The organism is Methylocystis iwaonis (assembly GCF_027925385.1).
Taxonomy (GTDB): domain Bacteria; phylum Pseudomonadota; class Alphaproteobacteria; order Rhizobiales; family Beijerinckiaceae; genus Methylocystis; species Methylocystis iwaonis.
This window is the reverse complement of record NZ_AP027142.1, coordinates 604,970-626,932: the sequence shown is the minus strand read 5'-3', so window position 1 is coordinate 626,932 and position 21,963 is coordinate 604,970. Positions and strand designations below refer to the sequence as shown.

Genomic DNA, 21,963 nt, shown 5'->3' with positions numbered 1-21,963 from the left:
TTATGCACTCTGTATTACGAAGTCGGCTGCGCGTTTGAGCATGAGGCAGGCAAAAGCGACGACGTGGAGGCCAGCGAGTGTGTCGGCGTAGCGTTCGTAGTCTTTGACCAGCCGCCTGCATCGGGTCGCCCAAGCGAAGGATCGTTCGACAACCCAGCGTTTGGGCAACAGCACGAAGCCTTTTTTCGCTTCGGAGAGTTTGACCACGCAGAGTTCGACGCCCTGCGCTTTGGCCGCCTCCGTGGCTTTCTCGCCGGTATAACCTTGATCGACATAAATAAGCTCGACGTTCTCGCCTGTGGCGTCCTGCACAGCGGCGGCGAGCTTGCCGACCTCGGCGCGGTCGTCGACATTCGCTGGCGTAACGTGCAGCGCCAGCAAGTGCCCCAGCGTGTCGACCGCCATGTGCAGCTTGGAGCCGCGCTTGCGCTTGGCGCCGTCATAGCCGGCCCGTGGACCGCTTTCCGGCGTCGAACGCAGCGTGCGGCTGTCGATGATCGCCGCGGTTGGCTCCTCGGCGCGACCGGAGGCGACGCGCAACAAGGCGCGCAGGTCCTGCGCAAGCTCTTCGAACACGCCCGCCGCCAGCCAGCGCTGCGATTGCTGATACACTGCGGACCAGGGCGGCAGATCGTTGGGCATGGCGCGCCATGCTATGCCGTAACGCAGAACGTAGCGCAGGCCGTTGAATAGCTCACGAAGCAAATGCTGACGTTGCGGAGCGCCCTCGTCCATCAGCGTCAGATACGGCGCAACCAGCGACCATTCCTCGTCGCTGACATCAGACGGATACGGTTTGCGAATCGGAGACATCCGATTCCATTAAGATAATCAACTACCAAAGTACATAACACCCTCTAGGACTTTTGGGAGTAAAATATGCCTTCGATTACATCCTCGCTAACGAATATCGTTTACTCGACTGCAGCGGGGACGGGCACGCTGCAAGGCGCCATCAATCTCGCGCAATCGACGGGGCTGCCGCTATTTATCGCGCCTGGCATTTATACGGAAGCATCCGTCATTATCGCTGGAACAGTGACGATTTACGCACGAAAAGATAGCGTGCAACTGAGATCGTCGACGAGCAATGCTTTCGTTATGCAGATTGGATCGGGAACGACTTCCTCCCGCATCCCGGGCGTTGTCATCAGGGGATTGAATTTCGACGGGGAGAACAAGCCACTAGGCGGACAAAATGGCCTGCTGCAGTTTTTCAATGCCGATCGCATGGTGGTGGAGGATTGTTTTTTCTGGCGCTCCACTTCGTCTGGTCTGTATCTCTATGGCGCTGAAGGCCGCGTCAGCGGCAACCGCTGCGACAATTGCAGCGCCTCCCTGAGCAGCGTAAACGGGGCCGGGCTGACGATAGAGAATAACTATCTTACCAACAGCCTCAACACCGGCATCGAATGCTATCGGTCGCCCTGGGCCGTATCGCAAACTTATTTTGATGGAACAATCATTCAACGAAATCGAGTGTATACCGTCCTCAATAATTCTGGCGGAAGCGGGCAATGGGGCAACGCCATTGCTTGCAATGGCTTGCGCTTCCTACGCATAGCCGATAATTTCATATCAAATGCCAATTACTCTGCTATCAGAGTAAATTATTGCAAAGACGTTACTATTTCCTCCAATCAGGTCGACGCCGCGCGCGAGGTGGCCATCTTTGTAGAGAACCCTGCCGATTATGCAGGCGGGTGGACAAATGTCGTCATCTCTGGGAACACATTGAATAATGTCGGCGGCGGAATAGTCTGTGTCAATAATAACGCCGGCAGCCATCGTGCGACAATAACTGGAAACGCCATATATTATGTCAAGAAAAACACTTTCACCGAATATACAGACGGCGTCAGTGGCGGCTATAGCCGCATAACACATGGCGTTGGGATTTGGCTTGCTGCGGATTGCATTGCCGATGGCAATACGATCGAATACGCGGAAGCGGCGGGCATAGCCGCGATCTTTTCTGGAACATGGAATGGCCAAGGCGCCCCGGATCAAAATACGGTTACTGCGCTCATCTCGAACAACATTCTAAAGTATTGCTACGTTGGAGTCGGTTATTCCGATAATGACCCGCGCACCTTTGCCGAAATATCCGGCAATATCATTGTCGGCGCGGGCGCCTTTCAGATCGTCAAAATGGCGGTGACGAGTCTGCCTTCGCCTGCGCCCGAGGGCAATTACTATGGTCCGCCCGCCCCGGTCGCCGGCGCGCCCGAAATGGGAGGCGTTTCCAACGCGGTCAGCACCCGCTGGTCATTCAATCGGAACAAGATCGTCAGCGCAACGGTGTGATCGGGCCAGCGCAGTCTCATTAACAGTTGCGCAACCGGGCCAACTTAGGCTGCGGCCTTCGAAACTATTTGGAAATCAGCGGATGGCTTTAAGCAGGGAACCCGCAAATGACATAGGTGCGATCGTCGCGAGCCTTGGCTATGATCCCGACTTCAACTGGGCTTGGGAGAATTACAAGCGCACGATCATCGAAATCGCACGCCAGAAAGGTTTGAAGCGCCATCTCGAAATCGGCGGCGGGCGCGATCCGCTCTTCCTGCCGGACGAAATCGTCACCCTGGGCTTCGACGTCACGCTCAACGATATTTCCGCGCGTGAATTGTCGCTCGCGCCGGCAGGCTATTCGACGGTCGTTTGCGACATCGCCGGCAAGGACGCCAAAGCCATCCTCGGGCCCGAGCGATACGACATCGCGTATAGCCGCATGGTGATGGAGCATGTCCCCGATGTTGCGAGCATGTGGGAAAACATTGCTTATACGCTCGCGCCGGGCGGCGTCGCTTTCAGCTTCTTTCCAACGCTTTATGCGCCGCCCTATGTCCTCAACCGCCTTATCCCGGAAAAAATTTCCCGCTGGATGCTGGAGACGGTGTTCCCCGATCGCAAGGACGACGGAGACAATCCGAAATTTCCGGCCTATTACGACCATTGCTTTAGCGACGAGTCGAAGATACTCCCGATACTGAAGCGCGCCGGTTTCTCTGAAGTAGTTGTCCTTCCCTTCTGGGGGTACAGCTATTTTTGGAAGTTTCCCGGCATCAAGCAGCTCGACGCGGCTTTTACGAATATCGCGCGCAAGCGCCAATGGCGCGCCTTTTCGAGCTTCGCCTATGTGATCGCAACAAAATGACTCTACGCATCATTGTCGTCACCGATCACGCGCATATCAACGGCGGCCTCGCCAAGGTCGCCATCGACAGCGCCAAGGGCTTTGCGCGGCGCGGCTATCGCGTCGATTATTTCTCCGCCGTCGGCCCGGTGGAGCCAAGCCTCACTGAGGCGGGCGTCACGGTGACGCTGCTCGATCAAGCCGATGTGACGTCAGCCTCTTCTCTCGCGCGCTTCGGCGCGCAATGGCTCTGGAACGCTGCGGCGGAGCATGGGCTGGCCCGCCTTCTCGCGACTTGCGATCCCGCCGAGACGATCGTCCATGTGCATGGCTGGGCCAAGGCGCTCTCGCCCTCCATCGGCCGGGCGCTGAGGCGCTCGGGCCTGCCGGTGGTTCACACGCTCCACGAGTTTTACCTCGCCTGCCCAAATGGCGGGTTTTACGATTACGGCGCGGCGCGCAACTGCGACTACAAAGCCATGTCGCTCGGCTGTATCGCGCACAACTGCGACTCGCGCGGCTATCATCGCAAGCTGATGCGCGTTGGCCGCCATGCGCTGATGCTCTATGGCAGCGGCCTTTATGAGACGGCGCGCCATCTCATATCCATCTCGAAGCTGCAACGCGAGGTGATCGCGCCCTATATGTCGAGAGACGCTGTTTTCTACGAGGTCGGCAATCCAATCGATGTGGCGGACCTGGGGCCGAAGGGCGACCATGCGCCGGGCGATTTCGTCTTTGTGGGGCGCCTCTCGGCGGAAAAGGGCCCGCGTTACTTCGCCGAAGCCGCGCGCCTTGCGGGCGTCACGCCCGTCTTCGTCGGCGATGGCCCTGAGCGCGAGGCGCTCGAAAAAGAATTTGCTGAGGCAAAGTTTCTCGGCTGGCGGAGCCCGCCGGAGGTGCGTGCGGCGTTGCGCGCGGCGCGGGCGCTTGTCTTCCCGTCCGTTTGGTACGAGGGCCAGCCGCTCACCGTCTATGAGTCGCTCGCCCTCGGCACGCCCGTGATCGTCAGCGATCTCTGCGCCGGGCGCGAGGCGGTCGTCGACGGCGAAACCGGCATCTGGTTCAAATCCGCCAACGCGCAATCGCTTGCGGCGGCGATCGCGCGTCTCGAGGATGACGGCGTTGCACGGCGGATGGCTGAAGCGGCTTATGCGCGCTATTGGGCGGCCCCGCTGACACTCGATCGCCACCTCGATTCCGTCGCGGCCGTCTATGATAAGGTTCAATCGCATTGGCGCGCGGCATGAAGATCGTCGTCGCCATCGCCACGACCGGGCGCCCGCATGTCGTGGGGCAATGCCTGCAGCGTTTCGCCAAATTCTCGCATGAGCTGCATCGCTTGCTGGTGATCGGCGCGTCTCCCGAAGACGCGCCGATTCCGGCGGGCGAAGCGGAGTTTCATGTGGCGCGCGCACGCGGCCTGACGATCCAGCGCAATCACGCTTTGGACCTTGTCGGGACAGACGCGGATATTCTCGTCTTCGTCGATGACGATTATGTTCCGGGCGAGGATTTCGTCGACGGCGTCAGGCGCTTGTTCGCCGAGCATGCTGCCATCGTGGCCGCCTCGGGCCATTTGATCGCGGACGGCATTCACCACCGCGAACCGCTCGATTTCGATCAAGCGGACGCCCTCGTCGCCGCCTATTCGCCCCCCTGCCCCGGCGATGTCCGAATGACCGACGAGACGGGAGCCTATGGCTGCAATATGGCTTTTCGCCTCGCCGCTGCGCCGCAAGCGCGCTTCGATGAAAATCTGCCGCTCTATGGATGGCTCGAAGACACCGACTTCTCGGCGTTGTATGCGCGCGTCGGCCGCGTTGTCCGCACCAATGCCTTCGCGGGGGTGCATCTCGGCGTTCGCTCCGGCCGCACCTCGGGCGTGCGGCTTGGCTATTCGCAGATCGCCAACCCACTTTACCTCTTGCACAAGGGAACCGCTTCCGCTCGCTTCGTCATGAACCTCGCGAGCAGGAATTTTCTGGCCAATCTAGCCAAATCGCTCGTCCCCGAGCCCGGGATCGACCGCTGGGGCCGATTGCGCGGCAATGTGCTTGCGCTTCTGGATCTCGCACGCGGTCGTTGCGACCCGCGCCGCGTGCTGGAGTTATGAGCGCGCCTCGACCTTCCTTTTCCGTAGCCGCGTCACGACGCTCGGCCAGATGACGCTGCGCAGATCCGCGATGTCGAACGCATAAGCAACGGCGCCATAGGCAGCGGCGCCTGCGAGAATTTGCATTGCAAGAGTAACGACGCCCGGCGCCATGGCGCGCATCGGCGCGCCCAGGAGAAGCATGGCGGATGTCGCGATTACAGCGCCAATCACGTCGCGGGCGCGTGGCCACATCGGCTCCAGGAGAAAGAGCATGGCGACAAGCGCCGCGAAGCCGGCGACGGATGAGATAGATTGCGCATAAGCGAAGCGCGTGGCGTCCGCGGTCGCGGGCAGCATCGCGATCGCCACAAGATCAGCGAGCAAGGCGATCAGCGCGGCAACGATCAGCGGCGTCAATCGATGCGCAAGCTGGAAGGCGGTGTTCACGCCGTAATTGGTCATCGCGAAAGCGAAGAGCGCGGGCGTCATCTGCGCAAAATATAGCGCGAATGGGCCGCGGAAATTCTCCGGCGCGAAGAGCGCCTCGAAGCTCGGGAGAATGAGCCAGGAGCCCGCGACGGCGGGCGTGACGATCGCAAAGACGACGCCGAGATTACGGGAGATCTGCGCCCGCGCCGCAATGGCCCCCGACGTCCGTTCCGTATGCACGGCGAGTTGGAAGAGAATGACGTCGATGGCGGAGCCGATCGCGCCGACGATTCGCACGCCCGTCTCGAAGGCGAGCGAAATCTGCCCAACTTCCGCGAAACCATGATCCCGCGCCAGCAGCGTGCGGTTGATAAGCGGCACGATCTGGTAAAGCACGCTGGCCAGGACGATCGGCGCGCCATAGGCGAGAAAGCGCGTCGCGAGCCTGCTCTCCGCCAGCCGAAAGCGCGTATTCGGATCGGCAAGCTCGCCCCTCGCCACAATGAGGCAGCCTGCAACCGAGATAATCATGCCGACGAGCGCCACATTGGCGGAGCCGAACACGAAAGCGCCGCCGACCGTCAGGGCGAAGGCGAGCACGTTCTTGGCGATGACCAGAGCGCCATAGGCCTTGTCATGGAAGCGCGCGCGCACGAGGGCGGTCGCCGTGTCGAAGAGCGCATTGGAGAGCGAGACGCCGACAGCGAGCGCGGCAAGGTCATGGCTCAGCGGGAGATCGAGCCCCAACCAATAGACAAGGAGCGCGGCGACAAGCGCGAGCGCCGCAAGCGCGGCAAACGCCAGATCGAGCGTCGAGCGGACTTCCGGATGCTCTTTGCGGTCCTGCTCGGAATAATAGCGCGTCGCCGCAAGCCGAAGCCAATCGAAGACGAAAGTCTGCAGAACGACCGCGACGGAAAGCGCCAGCACGAATCGCCCATATTCGGCAGGGCCCAGGAATTTCGCGACCAGCAGCCCGACGACGAAATTCAGCAGGCTGTTGAGGATGAAGGGAACCATCATCCACATTGCGACGCGCTCTCCTCGATGGCCTGCGGGCGCGGACTCAAAGCTGGAATCTCAGGCCCAAGAGATAAACATTCGCCGAATAGCCGGCGTTGCGGAACGAGCTGCTGAGCTGCTCATGCGTGAAGCTGCCGCGCAGCGTGATCGATCGCGTTAACTTGTATTCCAACCGGACAGCCGCGCTGCCGCCACGTTCGCGGACGTTCAAACTTGCGCCGGAAGCCGTCGCGGCAGCGACGACGACGGGCGAGTTCGAACTCTGGTAGTCGTTGAAGTAATAATTGCCGGTGAAGGTGATGTTGAGATTGCGCATCAGATCGTGCGAGAGCGTCGCGGTGATCGAACGCGTCAGCACGCCGCTGGCGTAGGCGAGCGTCGTTTCATTCATTGTCGTCGAGCCGCGCAGCGTCAACGTCGTCAGCGCGGAGGGCGTATAAATGAGCGCGGCGTCGATCACCGGGCCGCGCAGCTCCGCCAGACGGAAGTCGGCGTAGTTTCTTTGGCCATAGCCGCCGGAAATCTCGCCTTTCACCATCTCCGTGACGTTGAAGGTGGCGCCGCCGCGGATGGTGTAGCCCGTGCTGTCGCGATAGAAGCCATAAGGATCGACCGGCGAGTCGTGAATGCGCTTGTCGAGGGTTCCTTCCACGAAAGGCTTCAGATCCGGCGTAACCTCGTAGGAGGCTCGCAGCAGCCCGCCGAAGTCGTTGTAGCTCGTCGACGCCAGATTGAGCGTCGTGCCGTTCGAATATTGCGCGTCCTGATACCAGACGCGATCATAGGTGCCGCGCAGCGACACCTCGATCCGCGAGAATTTCTGCGTGACGCCGCCCTGCGTTCCGACCCCGAGTATGATCGGCCGGTTGACGACATAGACGCTCGACTGATCGGCGGAGATCGCCGGCGCGCCGGGCCGCTGCGTATCGAGCTGCAGGCGTCCGCGCAGATCGAGCGCGGTGTCGGTCGTCAGATCGTAGCGCGCGGTCATGGCGCCCTGGGCGTCGGCGCGGCTCGCGGTTGGATAGTCGAAATATTCCGAGTATCCGCCGCGCAACTCGCCTTCGAGGCTGTGGCGCGACCAGTTGGATTTGACCCGCAACCCGCCTTCGCCGCGAAAAAGCGTCGAACCGCGCGGGTTGTAGCTCGCAGACAGACGGTTGGGGTTATCGTCATAACCGCCGGACGTCTGGACGAAGGGGAACAGCAGCGTCGAGCCGACCGCGACGCCGAGCGGATCATAGGGGTTCATCTCGACCTTCGGCTTGCCCTTCGCCTTGATCGTCGGCTCGGCGGCGACTGTGACGGGCGGAGGCGCAGGCGCGAGAAGATGCTGACCAGGCGGCGCATAGGTCGACCGCAGCCGCAAAGCCCGCTGCTTGGCGACATAGGAGGATTTGTAAGGCTCCAGCGCCGGGAGCGGCGTTTTCGGCGAGAAGGGCGGCGGATAGGGCGCGCGCCGAGGCGGGTAAGGCTTGGGAAGCTTTTGCCGTTTCACCGGCGCGCCATAATTGGCCCCGGCGGGAAGGCCGGAAGTCTGGCCGAGGCCGAGGCTCCCTGCTTGGGGAGCGACGGCGGAGCCAGGGGAATCCAGCCGGCGTAGCGGCGGCTTATCCTGTCCCGCAAGCGTCGAGAGAGGCGCGCTCGCCTTTGGTTGCGGCAAGGCCTGCCCGCGCGCCGGCGCAGCCGCAGCCAATGCGGCGCAGAGCGCAGCCAACGCAACGCGGCTCTTCGAGCTTCCCGGCGGCACCTGATCCCTCGCCTGCGCCTGAAAGGCCCGCAAGACGGCGCGGGCGGCGCATGGCAAGGGTTAGGGCTTTATGGTTAACGCGAGCTTATCGGCCTATTCCATGCCGAGCGCGGAAAGGTAGAGCTCCATGATCTCTTCTTCCTCCTCGCGCTTATGCTTGTCCTGGCGGCGCAGGGAGACGATCTTGCGAATGATTTTCGGATCGAAGCCGGTTCCCTTGGCTTCGGCGTAGACGTCCTTGATGTCGTCGGCAATCGCGCGCTTTTCCTCTTCGAGCTTTTCGATTCGCTCGATAAAGGCGCGCAAATGACCGCCGTCGACGGCGGAGTCCACCGCATTGGTGTCCATGGTGCTTTCCCGCAAGAGTTGGCCGGCTCGGGTTTGGCCTGCCGGCGATTTCCGGCGAGGCTTGCGACAGCTTCGTGACCTCGTCAAGGCGGAGGCGCCGCTAATCCCCCATTATCTGTCTCCCAGAGCAAGGGCGCCTTGAAAGCGAGTCTGTGGCGTCCGACATTTGCCTGTGGCGCGGTGAGCGCTATGGGAGAGAGACGCTGTTGGAGAGAGACATGGCCGGCGACGGCGATTTTGGCGGTTACTCGAAGGGCGCGCCGCCGCCCTACCAGCGGGCGCAAGGCCCCTATATTCCGGCCGCGGCGCTCGAAAGCGTGCGCAGCCGGCGGATCATGGCGGTGGGGCTCGACCTCATCCTCGTCACGAGCCTGTCGGTGGCGCTCTTTTTCGGGCTTTTCATATTGAGCTTCGGCATGTCGGCGCTGCTGCTGCCGCCGATCTTCCCGATCGTCGCTTTCTTCTACAATGGGTTGACGGTCTCGGGCTGGCGCATGGCGACGCCCGGCATGGCCTTCATGGACCTCGAGATGCGGACGATGCAGGGCGAGCCCGTGCCCTTCCTGCAGGCGGCCGTCCACGCCGTTCTCTTTTACGTGACCTGGATGTTTCCGCCGCTGTTCCTGGTGTCCTTCATCACCAGCGACAAACGCTGTCTGCACGACATTCTGGCGGATGTGATCGTGCTGCGGCGATCGGCGTGAGGTCGCCATGGCGCGCAGCGGTTTCTAGCCCTATTCTTGCGATCGTCATCTACGAAACGAGACGAGCGTGACCAGAGAACCTCGCGACGCGCCACAGTTCTATCTCACCTCGCCGGCGCCGTGCCCCTATCTGCCGGGGCGGGCGGAGCGCAAGGTGTTCACGCATCTGATCGGCCTGCGCGCGCCGGCGCTCAATGACACGCTGACGCAATCCGGCTTCCGCCGCTCGCAGACCATCGCCTATCGTCCGGCCTGCGAACATTGCCGGGCCTGCGTCTCGGTGCGGGTCAAGATCGAGGAGTTCGTTCCCTCGCGCACGCAGCGGCGCGGGATGCGCCATAATGCCGACATCGCCGGAGAGGCGCGCCCGGCGCGGGCGACGCCGGAGCAATATGCGCTGTTCCGCCGTTACGTCACCGCGCGCCACTCCGATGGCGGGATGGCCGATATGAGCATGGTCGATTATCAGATGATGATCGAGGACAGCCATGTCGACACGCGGCTGATCGAATATCGCCTGTCGCCCGACGCGCAGGGGGCCGACGCCGACCGCCTGATCGCCTGCTGCCTCACCGATCGGCTCGCCGATGGCCTGTCGATGGTCTATTCGTTCTATGAGCCTCAATTCGAGGAGCGCTCGCTCGGCACCTTCATGATCCTCGACCATATGAGGCGGGCCCGCGTCGCCGGACTGCGAAATCTTTACCTCGGCTATTGGGTCGAGGGCTCGCATAAAATGGCCTATAAGGCGCGCTTCCTGCCGCAGGAGCGGCTGGGGACGGATGGATGGGTGCGGGTGGACTGAACAAGCAGGCGTTCGACATCTCCCCTGCCGCATTTACGCCAGAATAAGCATATTCCCAAAGGTACACACGCGGTAACGGTCCCTCAAAGCCCGGCGGATGAAGCTGCGCGCGGAGGGCTCGCTATGGCGCCGTTTCTGATCGCTTTTATTTGCCTTTGCATTGCTACGGCCGTGTTGGCGAGCCGCTATCTGCGCCTCCAGTCTCTGGATGCGCAATGCAAGGCCGCCGCCGAGCAGGTCGACGCCGAACTCGCCAATTGGCACGCGATGCTCCCGGCGCTGGCCGGCGTGATGCGCGCCTTTGCGCCGAAGGAGCGCGGGGCCGTCGATGTGGTCGCGCGGCTTCACGCCTCGGGGCGGCGGGCGGGCTCTCCTCAGGCGCGGCTTCTGGCGGAGGCCCGGCTCGGCGATGGCGTTCACGGTCTCCTCGCGCGCGCGCAGGCGACGCCGGAAATCCAGAGGCTCGATGATTTTCGCCAGTTGCGCGCGGCGCTCGAAGAGGCGGAAGGCGGTCTCGCCGCCGCGCGCCGGCGGCTCGCCACGGCGACCGCCGATTACAACCGCGCCCTCAGGCGCTTTCCTGAATGCCTGTTTACCGGGCGCCTGCGTCTAACGCCCCGCGACTACTACGATATCGCTGTCGACGACAGTCGCGCGGGGGAGACGCTGGTCTGAGCGCTGCGCGCCGCGGCCCGGGCGGGTCACAAAATCGCCGCCTATTCGGGCCTTGTTAACTCAGAAGCCGCAGATCATATGGACCTCAGCCGGCGTAGCTTGGGCCGCGCCGATCTTTTCCATTTCCCTCCGCGGCCGCGGAACAGACTGCGACTGGAGCGAACAGTGCATAAATCGGCGATCCTTCCCCTTTCACTCTGCCTCGCGCTCGGCGCGGCCTTTGCCGCGCGCGCGGAGACCGGGCAGGCCGAATGGGCGCAGCGCTACGACGCCGACGCGCGGCTGACCGTGTCGCGCTCGACCACCCCTATCCTGTCCGAAGCGACTGTCGCCGCGACGGAAGCCGCCATCGAGCGCTATCGCGAAATCGTCGCCAATGGCGGCTGGGCGGCGGTGCCGAGCCAGCAATTGCGGCTCGGCTCCAACGGCCCGGCGGTGTCGGCGCTGCGCCGGCGCCTCATCGTCTCGGGCGACATCGGCGCCGAAACCGGCACGAGCCCGGTTTTCGATTCCTACGTCGAGGCCGCCGTGCGCCGCTTCCAGGCGCGCCACGGCATCATCGAAACCGGCGTCGTCAACCAGCAGACGCTCACCGCGCTGAATATCCCCGCCGAAACGCGTCTCCGCCAGCTCGAGACCAATCTCGTGCGCCTGCGCAGCTTTTCCCACGACCTCGGAAATCGCTACGTCACCGCCAATATTCCGGCGGCTCAGGTCGAGACGGTGGAGGCGGGCCAGGTCGTTTCGCATCATATCGCGGGCGTCGGCAAGATCGACCGCCAGTCGCCGGTGATGCAGACCAAGGCCTATCAGATCAATTTCAATCCATTCTGGACGGTGCCCGCCTCGGTCATCCGCAAGGATCTGATTCCCAAGATGCAGGCGGACCCGAACTACCTGCACGACAACCATATCCGCGTCTACAACAAGGAAGGCCAGGAGCTGCAGCCCGAGCAGATCAACTGGCGCTCGCTCGACGCGATGAACTACAAGTTCCGGCAGGACATCGGCGGCGACTTCAACTCGCTCGGCGTGGTGCGCATCGACATCGCCAATCCTTACGGCGTCTATATGCACGACACGCCGGCCAAGGGCGTCTTCGGCGACGATTTCCGCTTCGTCTCCTCAGGCTGCATCCGCCTGCAGAATGTGCGCGACTATGTCGCCTTCCTGCTGCGCGAGACCCCGGGCTGGGACCGCGACGCCATCGACCGCGCTATCGCCTCGGGCGAGCGCATCGACGTAAAGATCAACCCCGCCGTTCCGGTCTACTGGGTTTACATCACGGCCTGGGGCACGCCGGACGGCGTCACCCAGTTCCGCGAGGACATTTATCAGCGCGACGGGTTGAACGCCCGGGTCGTCGACGCGCCGGACTATTCGCAGACCCCCGTGACGCAGCAGGCCGCTGCGCCGCAGGCGGCGGGCCCGCGGCCGCGCGGCGAGCCGCTACTGCCGCGGGACGAGCAGTAAGACTTGCGCCTTCAGGCGGCGGTCATAACGACCGCCGCTTTTTACGACATTCCTGTGGGCAGGACCTGTCCCCAACGCCGGGCGTGGGGAAGGCGCGGCGGCGCCCTTCATCTAGCTTCTGTTTGACCAGGAAGAAGCCGTCTCCTGCGTCCGCTTGATCTGACCTGGCTTCGTCTCGGGCCTTGCGACACGATCGACCGCCGCCTCGATCTGGTCTGGCGCGGTGTGGTGGGCCATGTGGCCGGCGCCAGGGATCACGATCAGCTCGCTTTGCGGCGCCTCGTCGTGAAAGCGCCTCGACTGGCGATCCAAATCGACCATCTTGTCGCCGTCGCCCGCCAATATGACGATCGGAAGCTTTAGCTCGGCATAGCGTCTTTGTAGCTGCATCGCCGAGGCCACCATCAGCACGCTATCCTCCGCTTCTGCGCCGATCTGGACGGGCCGCGCCGCAAAGGAATTCGGGAACCCCTTCTCGAATCTCTCCGTGACCGGGGCAGGCGAGAATAGCCACCGCAGAACGCCAGGCAGGAAGAGTCGCGTGAGAGGCGGCGAGATCGTGTAGCGCATAACATCGCCCAAGCCAGGCATCGCGGTAAAGGACATGAAGAACACGTCCGCTCGCGCTGTCGGATAGAAATAGCCCGCGATCAACACCAGCCCTTCGACCAGCGCCGGATACTGGAGCGCGAGGTCCAAGGCGATCAGCGAAGCGAAGGAATGGGTGACGACCGTCACGCGCTCGACGCCGAGCTGCGAAAACGCCTTCTGCAACAACTCGGCGTAGGCGCCAGGCGTCCATATGCGATGGGGTCTGTCGCTATATCCGAAGCCGGGGCGATCGAAGACGATGACCCTGTAGCGCTCCGCAAGCTTGTCGACGATGCCGCTCAGCAGGAAATCCTCGGCAAGCGTCAGATTGCCGTGGATGAGCGTGACGACATCGCCCTTCCCCTTGTCGATGTAGTGCAGGCGCACGCCGTCGACGTCGATGAACCGACCGATCGGGGGATGCTCGCTTTCGTCCTGGCGCGTCTTGCGGATGTTGTAATAGGCGAGCGCCCCCATCGCAGCCGCGAGCCCAACCGCCGCCGAACCGACGATAGCCGAAACGCTCCGGCTTGGTCTGGCTGCCTTGGTGAGCGCGGACTCGGCGCGCGTGGCGGCTTTTTCGACAGGGCCGCGCCCGTCGAGCCACTGCGACACGCTGGTTCCGACGGCGGCGCCGGACTTGGCGCCGGACTTGGCCAAGTCTTTTTGGATCGATTTCGTGAAGCTCATGATTGCTCTCCCGCGCTCGAAGGCACTTAACGCCCTCGATCCGCGGGGGTTTCAAACTTTGCACGTGAAAAGGAATGCGACCGCATTTGCGCTCATGAGCGCGAAATCATGGGAATCCGGGGCGCGGAATTGAGGCAATCTATGCATTGCGTCCCAATATGACGCAACGCAAGGCTTTGATTACACAGAACTTTACGCCCCGGGCATAAATAGTTACGGCGACGCAACGCAGCGCCGGGCCCCAGGTTTAATTTTTAGCGAAGTATTTCGCCCCGAGGTTCTGAATGATTTCATTCGCAGGCAGCATGCCCGAGCAGGGGTCGGCCTTGCTCTGCTTACAGAACTTCACCATCGCATCCTCGCCCGGCTCGACTACGGTATTGCGCGTCCCTGGCCGATAGGTGGTGTAGGCAGTGTTGCCGGAAACTCTTGTCTGCGCTGTGCTCGGCGTCGTGTATGTGGATTCGGTCGAGGCGTCTTCCGAGCTGATAATAGCGAAGTGCGTGAACCCTCGCGCAGTGGCGGTCTCCGCAGCTTTCAGCAGGATAAAATCCTGGACTCTCGCCTTGTCCGTAAAACTGTTTCCGCGTGAAGATATTCTTGCAGTGTCATTGGTGATCATTTGGGCCTCGGCGCCACCGGCCAGCCCTATGCCATCGCGGCTATATTCGGTCGCGCAGCCAGAAGACCAGAGAGCAAGGGCAAAGCAGAGAAGGGGCCGACCGCGCATTAGAAAAGAACCTCGAATTTCGCCCAGAAAATTGACCACTAAGCTTAGCTGTCGTCAGGGCGATACCAAAAGCAATGACCAAGGGCAAGCGCGGTCGCGAGGGGCGACGTCCCATGATGACGCAATCCAAGGCTTGGATTAACCGGAACTTTACCCTGTTTCGCAACGATGCGCCCCGGGCACAAATCGCCACGGCGACGAAACGCACAGCCGGGCGGCAGGAACAATAATGACCTCCACAATTCTCATCGCCGATGACGATCCGGTACAGCGCCGCCTGCTCGAGGCCATGGTCAAGCGCTTTGGTTATGCAGCGGAGACGGTCGAAGGCGGCGAGGAGGCGCTGGCGCGGCTGACGCGGGGCGGCGCGGAGCCTGTCGCGCTCTTGATCCTCGATCTCGTCATGCCCGATCTCGACGGCATGGGCGTGCTGACGCGCCTGCGCGACGCAAAGATCACGACGCCGGTGATCGTGCAGACCGCCCATGGATCGATCGAGGCGGTGATCTCCGCCATGCGCGCCGGCGCGCATGACTTCGTGGTGAAGCCGGTCGGCGCGGAGCGGCTTCAAATCTCGATCAAGAACGCGCTTTCGGCCGACGCGCTCGCGGGCGAGGTTCGCCGCATCAACCGCCGCGCGCAAGGGGCTTTGACCTTCAAGGATCTGGTGTCGCGCAGCGCGGAGATGCAGCGCGTGATCCGGCTCGGCGAGCGCGCCGCGCATTCCAATATTCCAGTGCTCATCGAGGGCGAATCGGGCGTCGGCAAGGAGCTCGTGGCGCGCGCGATCCAGGGTGGCTCGGACCGCAAGGGCAAGCCCTTCGTCACCGTCAACTGCGGGGCCCTGCCCGCCAACCTCGTCGAATCGATCCTCTTCGGCCATGAGAAAGGCGCCTTCACCGGCGCGACCGAGAAACATACCGGCAAATTTATGGAGGCCAATGGCGGGACGCTTTTCCTCGACGAAATCGGCGAATTGCCGCTCGATATTCAGGTGAAGCTCTTGCGCGCGTTGCAGGAAGGGGAGATCGACCCGATTGGCGCCAAGCGTTCCCAGCGCGTCGACATCCGCTTGATCTCCGCGACGAACCGCAACCTCATCGAGCAGGTCAAGCGTGGCGAGTTCCGCGAAGATCTGTTCTACCGCCTGAATGTCTTTCCGATCGGCATTCCGTCGCTGCGCTCGCGACGTGAAGACATCGCCGATCTGGCGCGGCGCTTCGCGGCGCGTTTCGCGGCGGAGGAAGGACGCAACATCCGTGGCATGACGGCGGAGGTCCTCTCGCTGCTCACGAGCTACGACTGGCCCGGCAATGTGCGACAACTCGAGAACACGGTGTTCCGCGCCGTCGTGCTCTCCGAGGGCGACGAGCTGACCGTCGCCGAGTTTCCGCAGATTGCGGCGCATGTCGAAGGCTATGACGTGCGCGTTCCGCCGGCGCCTGTATTTGCGCCGCCCGTCGACGCGCCGCGCGAGCGCGAGATCGTGCGCGTCGAAATCCGCGACCCCAATGTGCTGCCGCTTCTCGCGCCCAATGGCGAGATGCGCAAGCTCAATGATTTGGAGAAAGAGACGATCCGCTTCGCGCTCACCCATTACCGCGGACAAATGTCGGAGATTGCGCGACGTCTCGGGATCGGCCGTTCGACGCTTTATCGCAAGATGAAGGAATACGGCCTCGAAGAAGAGGGAGCGGATTCCCCCGCCGACAGCCTGGTGGCGTGAGGGGCGATTTTATGCGAGCCTCCGTTCCAAAGGAGTCAGCGCATGACACTCTACGATATCGAGGCCAAAACGATCGACGGCGCCACGAAGTCCTTGCGCGATTATGAGGGCAAGGCGCTGCTCATCGTCAATGTGGCGAGCAAATGCGGATTCACGCCGCAATATGCCGGGCTGGAAGCGCTTTACAAGACATATGCCGACAAGGGCCTCGTCGTCCTCGGCTTTCCCTGCAACCAGTTCGGCGCGCAGGAGCCGGGCTCGGAAAGCGACATCGCCTCCTTCTGCTCGGCGACCTATGGCGTGAGTTTTCCCATGTTCGCCAAGATCGAGGTGAATGGCGAGAATGCGCACCCGCTATATAAATTTTTGAAGCATGAGGCGCCGGGGATTCTCGGTTCCGAGGCGATCAAATGGAACTTCACCAAGTTTCTCGTCGATAAGACCGGCAAGGTCGTGAAACGCTACGCGCCCACCGATACCCCGCAGTCGCTCGAAAAGGACATAGAGGCGACGCTGTGAGCGCAGCAATCACAGTTGCGCGCCGCGAAGGCGACGATCCGCTGCGCTTCGATGTTTGCGTGCGAGAGGGAGACAGCGAAACGCGCCATCGCGTGACGCTGTCGGCGGCCGACGCCGCGCGCCTCGGGCGCGACGCCCCGGCCGAAGAAACGATAGCAGCCGCCTTCCGCTTTCTGCTCGACCGCGAGCCGAAGGAGTCGATCCTCCCAGGCTTCGACGTCAGCGTGATCTCGCGTTATTTTCCGCAGTTCGAGAACGAGATTGGCGCTTATCTCGCCAAATAGCGGCGGATTTTTTCCTGGATCGCAGGACGGGCGGACGCGGCGATCAAAATGCGGCGCGCAGCCTCAGGGCGAAGACATTGATCGGCCCGCGCGCGGCGTTGTGCGCGGGATCGACAATAAGCTGATAATCGAATGTTGCGTCCATGTTCTTGCCGAAGCCGAGCTTGTAATAGGCTTCTATGTTTTTCTCGCCGGCGTAGGAGAGCGCGCCATCGCCAATGTAAACGCTCGTGCCGCCCAATCCGAAATAACGCACGCGATCGCCATGCAGACCGCTCAGCGCCCCCGCGACGCCGATTTCGTCGTCGTCGCGCCCCCATAAAGCGCCCGCGGCGACGAGGCCCATCGAGAGCTGCCTGTCGACATCGGTGTAATCGACGGTTTCGTATCGGCCGTCTGTCATGCTCGCGCGCAGGAAGAACCCGAGATTCGGCATCAGTTGCTGCTTGATGTTGATCCCGCCGCCCATTTTCACCGCGCGGCGACGCGCCGGGCCCACCTGGGGAGGAAGCTGGCCGGTCATCAAGGCGTAGTCTATGAGGTCGTTGACTTTGCTCAGATAGCCATTGTCGCCATAAAGCAGGAATTTGATCGCGCCCGGCTGGTTGAATAGCGCGTAACGCGCTTCGATCTCCCCGACGCCCATGAACTGGCGAAAGAGTTGCGGCTCGATGTCGAGGCCGTTGGGAATTTTCGAGAGCTGAAAGACCCCGCCGCGAGCGGTCCACCAATCCTGTTTCCACTCGACCGCGAGGCCATGGGTATAGCCCCAGGAGTCGGCGGCGTAGTCGAAGGCGCCCATCGTGTTGAAGGCGAAATTCAAAAAGCCTGTCGTGGGATCATGTGCGTAGATATTGTCGTCGAAGACGTCGCCCACAGCAAATTTGCCGAGCGTTATGATGATGCGATCCTTATCGACGAGGCCGGAGATTTGGTTCTGCGTCGACTCCAGCACCTCGCTGTGCGAACCTTCATCAGGGTCCCTGCTGCGTTCGCCGTCGCTGAGCCCAATGATCTGGCGCAGAAAGTAGCGCTGGAATCGCATATACGGCGCAGCGCGGCCGACCTTCGCGACGGCGCTGTCCACATAGGCGGCGGAACCAACCGAGTTCGCCAAGCCATAGCCCTGATCGATTTCGGGATTGAGATAGACGGCGCCGCCTTCCCACAGCCGCAGGCCGAGAAAGGCATTCGTCGTCGAGCCAACATTGGCCTTGCCGCCCGACGGAAAACTATTTGCTCCATCGTATTGCGCCCGAAATCTCGGATAGCCCTGCGCAACGAGGGTCGTCTGCGCATGGACGCTATATCGCTCGGGGGCGTCGCCATTGCCCCCCTTGTCGCCTTCGTTGCCGCCGTTCTGACGCTTGCCGTAATCGATCGAGCCGGGAATCCGGTTTTCATCTCCGAAGTGATAGTTCAAGCCGAATCGAAGGATATGATTCTCGTTGCGCACGCGCGAGGCGTAGGCGAAACCCGCTCCGCCATCGAAGAGATGCGTGTTGAGCGATTGATTGAGAAAGAGATACTCGGCGCGAGCGGACCAATCTTTGGCGAAGGCGTATTCGAAACCCGCGCCAAGGACATATTTCATCCGGGACGACTGCGACCAGGGGGCCGAAAATTCGACGCCTGCGATCGATAGCGTCGCGGGCCCACGCGAGCCGCCCGCCGCGACTCCGCCGGTGACATACAGGAGCGCGCGATTGAAGGCGACGCCGGCGCGACCGCGTATGGTCGCGTAATAATTTGCGCTCGAATGGGATGTCTGCGTGAAGAAGGGGAGCCCGCCATAAGCGGGCGAAGCGCCATAGATCCCCGTCGGCCCCCGCCGCCCGTCAAGAAGGCCGAAATCAGTCTCGATGCCCCAGACCCAAGGCCCTCTTTGCCAATTATAGCCGGCCTGCGCGCCGACGGTGACGCCTGTCCGCGTGACGGAAGCTGGATAAAGGTCGAAGACCGTCGAGGTAAATCCGCTCCCCGCCTGGAGTCTCTCGCCGCCATGCAGCGGGAAGCCCGCGCCGAGGCTCGCGCCGATATACATGCCTGCCCAGGTAAAATCAGACGCCGGCGCGAAATCGGCAGTGGCCGGCTCGGCGGCGCGCGCGGTGAAAGAAGCGAGAAGCGCGCTTCCAAGGAGAAGGGCGGAGCCCGATTGTCGCAGGAACTTCATGAACCGCTTCTAACGCCGGTCAAATGACGCGCCGAAGACGCAAAAGAACGCACATGCTGAGATGACGAAAAAATCGGGTTTGTGTGATGCCACGGCAACGGTCGAGCCTCTCGCAGTCTGGCGCGCTTCTTGCCTCTGCCCTTCGCAAGCCTGATCGGAAGCCTGTAGGGGCCCCGAGCAAGAAGGCGCCGGGGCAAAGAGAGGAGCGTCGACAAGTGGATCAGCGCGTGACGCAATTCGATGAAATGGGTGGCCTCGACGGTCTGACCCGCGCTCCTTATCAAAAACTCTCGCAATGGCTCGCCGCCTCCCCTCCGGAACTTCTCGCCTCCCGCCGAGAACAAGCGGAACTCCTCTTCCGCCGCATCGGCATCACCTTCGCCGTCTATGGCGCGCAGGACGCCACGGAGCGGCTCATCCCCTTCGATATTCTCCCGCGGATCATCGCCAGAAGCGAATGGGCCGCGCTCGAGAAGGGGCTCGTGCAGCGCATAACGGCGCTCAATCTTTTCCTCAAAGACATTTATGGCAAGGGCGAAATCCTCAAGGCCGGCAAGATTCCGAGCGAGCTCGTCTATCACAATCCCGGCTATTGCCCCGAGATGGCGGGCCGCCGCGTGCCGCACGACGTCTATGTGCAAATCGCCGGCGTGGACATCGTGCGCACTAACGACCACGGGTTCTATGTGCTGGAAGACAACGCCCGGACCCCGTCGGGCGTCTCCTATATGCTCGAAAACCGCGAAGTGATGATGCGGCTTTTCCCCGATCTCTTCTCCATGCATCGCGTCGCGCCCATCGAGGATTACCCCGACGAGCTGCTGGCGACGCTGCGCTCGGTCGCGCCGCCCCGCGCGTCACACGAGCCGACCATCGCGCTGATGACGCCGGGACAATATAACTCCGCCTATTACGAGCACTCCTTCCTGGCGGACAAGCTCGGCGTGGAGCTTGTCGAAGGGCGCGACCTCTTCGTGAAAGACGACGTGGTCTATATGCGCACGACCGAAGGGCCGCGTCGCGTCGACGTCATTTACCGCCGCATCGACGACGATTTCCTCGATCCGCTCACCTTCCGCCCGGATTCGGCCCTGGGCGTTCCGGGGCTGATCGGCGCCTACCACGCAGGCAATGTGACGCTCGCGAATGCAGTTGGCACCGGCGTCGCCGACGACAAGGCGATGTACACCTACATGCCTGACATTATCCGCTTCTATCTCGGGCAGGAGCCGCTGCTGCAGAATGTCCCCACCTGGCGATGCCGGGAGCCGGAAGCGCTTTCCTATGTGCTCGACCATCTCGACGAGCTCGTGGTCAAAGAGGTCAATGGCTCCGGCGGCTATGGCATGCTCGTCGGCCCGCACGCCTCCAAGGCGCAGGTGGAAGAATTCCGCGCAAAGCTGAATGCGCAACCCGATAATTTCATCGCCCAGCCGACGCTTGCGCTGTCGACCTGTCCGATCTCTGTCGCCGAGGGCATCGCGCCCCGGCATGTCGATCTGAGGCCCTTCGTGCTGCAGGGCGCGCATGGCGTGCGCGTCGTGCCGGGGGGCCTCACCCGTGTGGCGATGACCGAAAGATCGCTCGTCGTGAATTCCAGCCAGGGCGGCGGGACGAAAGACACCTGGGTGATCGACGACGCGATCTTGGGGCAGGCATGATGCTCGACGCCCGCCCCTCCATCCACGAAATCGAGCGGCGCAGCCAGGAATCCGCCGAGACCGCAGCCCATCTCCCTGCCCCGCTCGAGACGATCAGACAGGACATCAGCCGCGAGCGCGCGCAAACGGAACGCCCTATGCTTTCAAGCACCGCCGACAATCTTTATTGGCTCGCGCGCTATATGGAGCGCGCCGATTTCCTCGCGCGCGCCATCGAGGCGTCCCGGCGCCTCGCGACATTGCCGAAAGCCTATGGCGGCGCCGAGACCGAATGGGAAAGCGTGCTTCTCTCCTCTGGCGCCGCGCAGGCCTTCGAGCAGACGGGCAAGCCGATTACCGAAAGCAATATCATCGAGTTCCTGACCTTCTCGCGCGACAACCCGGGCTCGATCCGCAATTGCATCGAATTTGCTCGCACCAACGCCCGCGCGGTGCGCACCGCCCTGACGGTGGAAATGTGGGAGGCGATCAACGGCGCCTATCTCGAATTGAAAGCGATGGAGGCGCGTCGCGGCGCCTATTCGGCCGACGAGCTCGGGCGCTTCCTCGATTTCGTCAAGCAAACCTCGCTCATCTACGACGGCGGCGCCTATCGCACCATGCTGCGCAACGACGCCTATTGGTTCTCGCGCGTCGGACTATTCGTGGAGCGCGCGGACAACACGGCCCGGCTCCTGGACGTAAAATACCACGTGCTGCTGCCGGATAAGGAAGTCATCGGCGGCTCGCTCGACTATTTCCAATGGGCGGCGATTTTGCGCGCTGTCTCGGCGCACACTGCCTATCACTGGGTCTATCGCACGAGCATGAAGCCCTGGCTCGTCGCCGATTTGCTCATCCTGCGCCCGGAGATGCCGCGCTCGCTCATCTCCTGCTACGAGAGCATCGTGCGCAATCTCGATAGTCTCGCCCGCGCTCACGGCCGGCAGGGCGCAGCGCAACGTCAGGCGCGCAACATGTACGGCAAGCTCGAAACGATGACCATGGAGCACGTCTTCCAGGGCGGGCTGCACGAGTTCATCCAAAGCTTCATCAGCGAGAACAACCGCCTCGGTTCGCTGATCTCCGAGCAATATCTCTTCTAGCTTCACGCGCTTTCGGCTGGCTAAATGGCGAGATGGAAACCGGCGCGGCAGGTAGAAACGACA

20 protein-coding genes are annotated in these 21,963 nt (G+C 62.2%); 13 read left to right on the top strand and 7 right to left on the bottom strand.

Translation table 11 applies throughout. From position 1 onward, the window contains the following. On the bottom strand, positions 1-813 hold the full coding sequence (locus QMG84_RS03015; RefSeq protein ID WP_202074029.1) for an IS5 family transposase: 813 nt from the start codon (positions 811-813) through the stop codon (positions 1-3). A gap of 66 nt (positions 814-879) precedes the next feature. Here QMG84_RS03015 and QMG84_RS03010 point away from each other — a divergent pair, with 66 nt between their 5' ends. From QMG84_RS03010 to QMG84_RS02995, 4 genes are all read left to right on the top strand, one after another. Beyond that, entirely contained in the window at positions 880-2,307 is a 1,428-nt protein-coding gene (locus QMG84_RS03010) for a TIGR03808 family TAT-translocated repetitive protein (protein ID WP_281930357.1), read from the top strand. A gap of 82 nt (positions 2,308-2,389) precedes the next feature. Beyond that, on the top strand, positions 2,390-3,157 hold the full coding sequence (locus QMG84_RS03005; RefSeq protein ID WP_281930355.1) for a class I SAM-dependent methyltransferase: 768 nt from the start codon (positions 2,390-2,392) through the stop codon (positions 3,155-3,157). After that, entirely contained in the window at positions 3,154-4,386 is a 1,233-nt protein-coding gene (locus QMG84_RS03000; protein ID WP_281930353.1) for a glycosyltransferase family 4 protein, read from the top strand. Before QMG84_RS03005 ends, QMG84_RS03000 begins: the two co-directional genes overlap by 4 nt. After that, complete coding sequence (locus QMG84_RS02995) at positions 4,383-5,252, top strand: glycosyltransferase family 2 protein (RefSeq protein ID WP_281930351.1); 870 nt, start codon at positions 4,383-4,385, stop codon at positions 5,250-5,252. The genes QMG84_RS03000 and QMG84_RS02995 overlap by 4 nt, the downstream gene beginning before the upstream one ends. Here the strand turns inward: QMG84_RS02995 and QMG84_RS02990 are convergent. From QMG84_RS02990 to QMG84_RS02980, 3 genes are all read right to left on the bottom strand, one after another. Then, a complete protein-coding gene (locus tag QMG84_RS02990) occupies positions 5,247-6,692 on the bottom strand; it encodes a lipopolysaccharide biosynthesis protein (protein WP_281930350.1) in 1,446 nt (481 codons plus the stop codon). The two genes, QMG84_RS02995 and QMG84_RS02990, sit on opposite strands and share 6 nt — an antisense overlap. Before the next feature lie 37 nt (positions 6,693-6,729). After that, positions 6,730-8,403, bottom strand: a complete 1,674-nt coding sequence (locus tag QMG84_RS02985; RefSeq protein WP_281930348.1) for an outer membrane beta-barrel protein — start codon at positions 8,401-8,403, stop codon at positions 6,730-6,732. A 126-nt stretch (positions 8,404-8,529) separates the two neighbouring features. After that, positions 8,530-8,784, bottom strand: coding sequence for a DUF2312 domain-containing protein (locus QMG84_RS02980; RefSeq protein WP_202074036.1), 255 nt, complete (start codon positions 8,782-8,784; stop codon positions 8,530-8,532). A 218-nt stretch (positions 8,785-9,002) separates the two neighbouring features. Here QMG84_RS02980 and QMG84_RS02975 point away from each other — a divergent pair, with 218 nt between their 5' ends. The 4 genes from QMG84_RS02975 (at position 9,003) to QMG84_RS02960 (ending at position 12,441) form a co-directional block, all read left to right on the top strand. Then, positions 9,003-9,488, top strand: a complete 486-nt coding sequence (locus QMG84_RS02975) for an RDD family protein (protein WP_350356509.1) — start codon at positions 9,003-9,005, stop codon at positions 9,486-9,488. A 67-nt stretch (positions 9,489-9,555) separates the two neighbouring features. Continuing rightward, the gene (locus QMG84_RS02970) at positions 9,556-10,293 is read left to right on the top strand and encodes an arginyltransferase (RefSeq protein ID WP_281930346.1); all 738 of its coding nucleotides are present in this window, start codon (positions 9,556-9,558) and stop codon (positions 10,291-10,293) included. Between the two features lie 123 nt (positions 10,294-10,416). Beyond that, entirely contained in the window at positions 10,417-10,968 is a 552-nt protein-coding gene (locus QMG84_RS02965; RefSeq protein WP_281930344.1) for a LemA family protein, read from the top strand. 147 nt (positions 10,969-11,115) lie between these two features. After that, a complete protein-coding gene (locus tag QMG84_RS02960; protein ID WP_413661903.1) occupies positions 11,116-12,441 on the top strand; it encodes a L,D-transpeptidase family protein in 1,326 nt (441 codons plus the stop codon). A 111-nt stretch (positions 12,442-12,552) separates the two neighbouring features. Here QMG84_RS02960 and QMG84_RS02955 read toward each other — a convergent pair whose 3' ends face one another. Beyond that, a complete protein-coding gene (locus tag QMG84_RS02955; RefSeq protein ID WP_281930342.1) occupies positions 12,553-13,722 on the bottom strand; it encodes an alpha/beta fold hydrolase in 1,170 nt (389 codons plus the stop codon). 247 nt (positions 13,723-13,969) lie between these two features. After that, positions 13,970-14,452 carry a CC0125/CC1285 family lipoprotein gene (locus QMG84_RS02950; RefSeq protein ID WP_434085982.1) on the bottom strand — a complete coding sequence of 161 codons (483 nt, stop codon included), beginning with the start codon at positions 14,450-14,452 and terminating at the stop codon, positions 13,970-13,972. A 229-nt stretch (positions 14,453-14,681) separates the two neighbouring features. Between QMG84_RS02950 and QMG84_RS02945 the strand changes: the two genes are divergently transcribed. The 3 genes from QMG84_RS02945 to QMG84_RS02935 are packed head-to-tail and all read left to right on the top strand — an operon-like array spanning position 14,682 to position 16,981. Further along, positions 14,682-16,178 carry a sigma-54-dependent transcriptional regulator gene (locus tag QMG84_RS02945; RefSeq protein ID WP_281930340.1) on the top strand — a complete coding sequence of 499 codons (1,497 nt, stop codon included), beginning with the start codon at positions 14,682-14,684 and terminating at the stop codon, positions 16,176-16,178. Positions 16,179-16,220: 42 nt separating this feature from the next. Beyond that, positions 16,221-16,697 carry a glutathione peroxidase gene (locus QMG84_RS02940; protein ID WP_281930338.1) on the top strand — a complete coding sequence of 159 codons (477 nt, stop codon included), beginning with the start codon at positions 16,221-16,223 and terminating at the stop codon, positions 16,695-16,697. Further along, positions 16,694-16,981, top strand: a complete 288-nt coding sequence (locus QMG84_RS02935) for a hypothetical protein (protein WP_281930336.1) — start codon at positions 16,694-16,696, stop codon at positions 16,979-16,981. The genes QMG84_RS02940 and QMG84_RS02935 overlap by 4 nt, the downstream gene beginning before the upstream one ends. 43 nt (positions 16,982-17,024) lie before the next feature. Here QMG84_RS02935 and QMG84_RS02930 read toward each other — a convergent pair whose 3' ends face one another. Next, complete coding sequence (locus tag QMG84_RS02930; RefSeq protein WP_281930334.1) at positions 17,025-19,154, bottom strand: carbohydrate porin; 2,130 nt, start codon at positions 19,152-19,154, stop codon at positions 17,025-17,027. 245 nt (positions 19,155-19,399) lie between these two features. Between QMG84_RS02930 and QMG84_RS02925 the strand changes: the two genes are divergently transcribed. Continuing rightward, positions 19,400-20,815 (top strand): circularly permuted type 2 ATP-grasp protein, encoded by a 1,416-nt coding sequence (locus QMG84_RS02925; protein ID WP_434085981.1) that lies wholly within the window; start codon positions 19,400-19,402, stop codon positions 20,813-20,815. Positions 20,816-20,952: 137 nt separating this feature from the next. Next, positions 20,953-21,900, top strand: a complete 948-nt coding sequence (locus tag QMG84_RS02920; RefSeq protein ID WP_202074136.1) for an alpha-E domain-containing protein — start codon at positions 20,953-20,955, stop codon at positions 21,898-21,900. Positions 21,901-21,963: the final 63 nt, after the last annotated feature.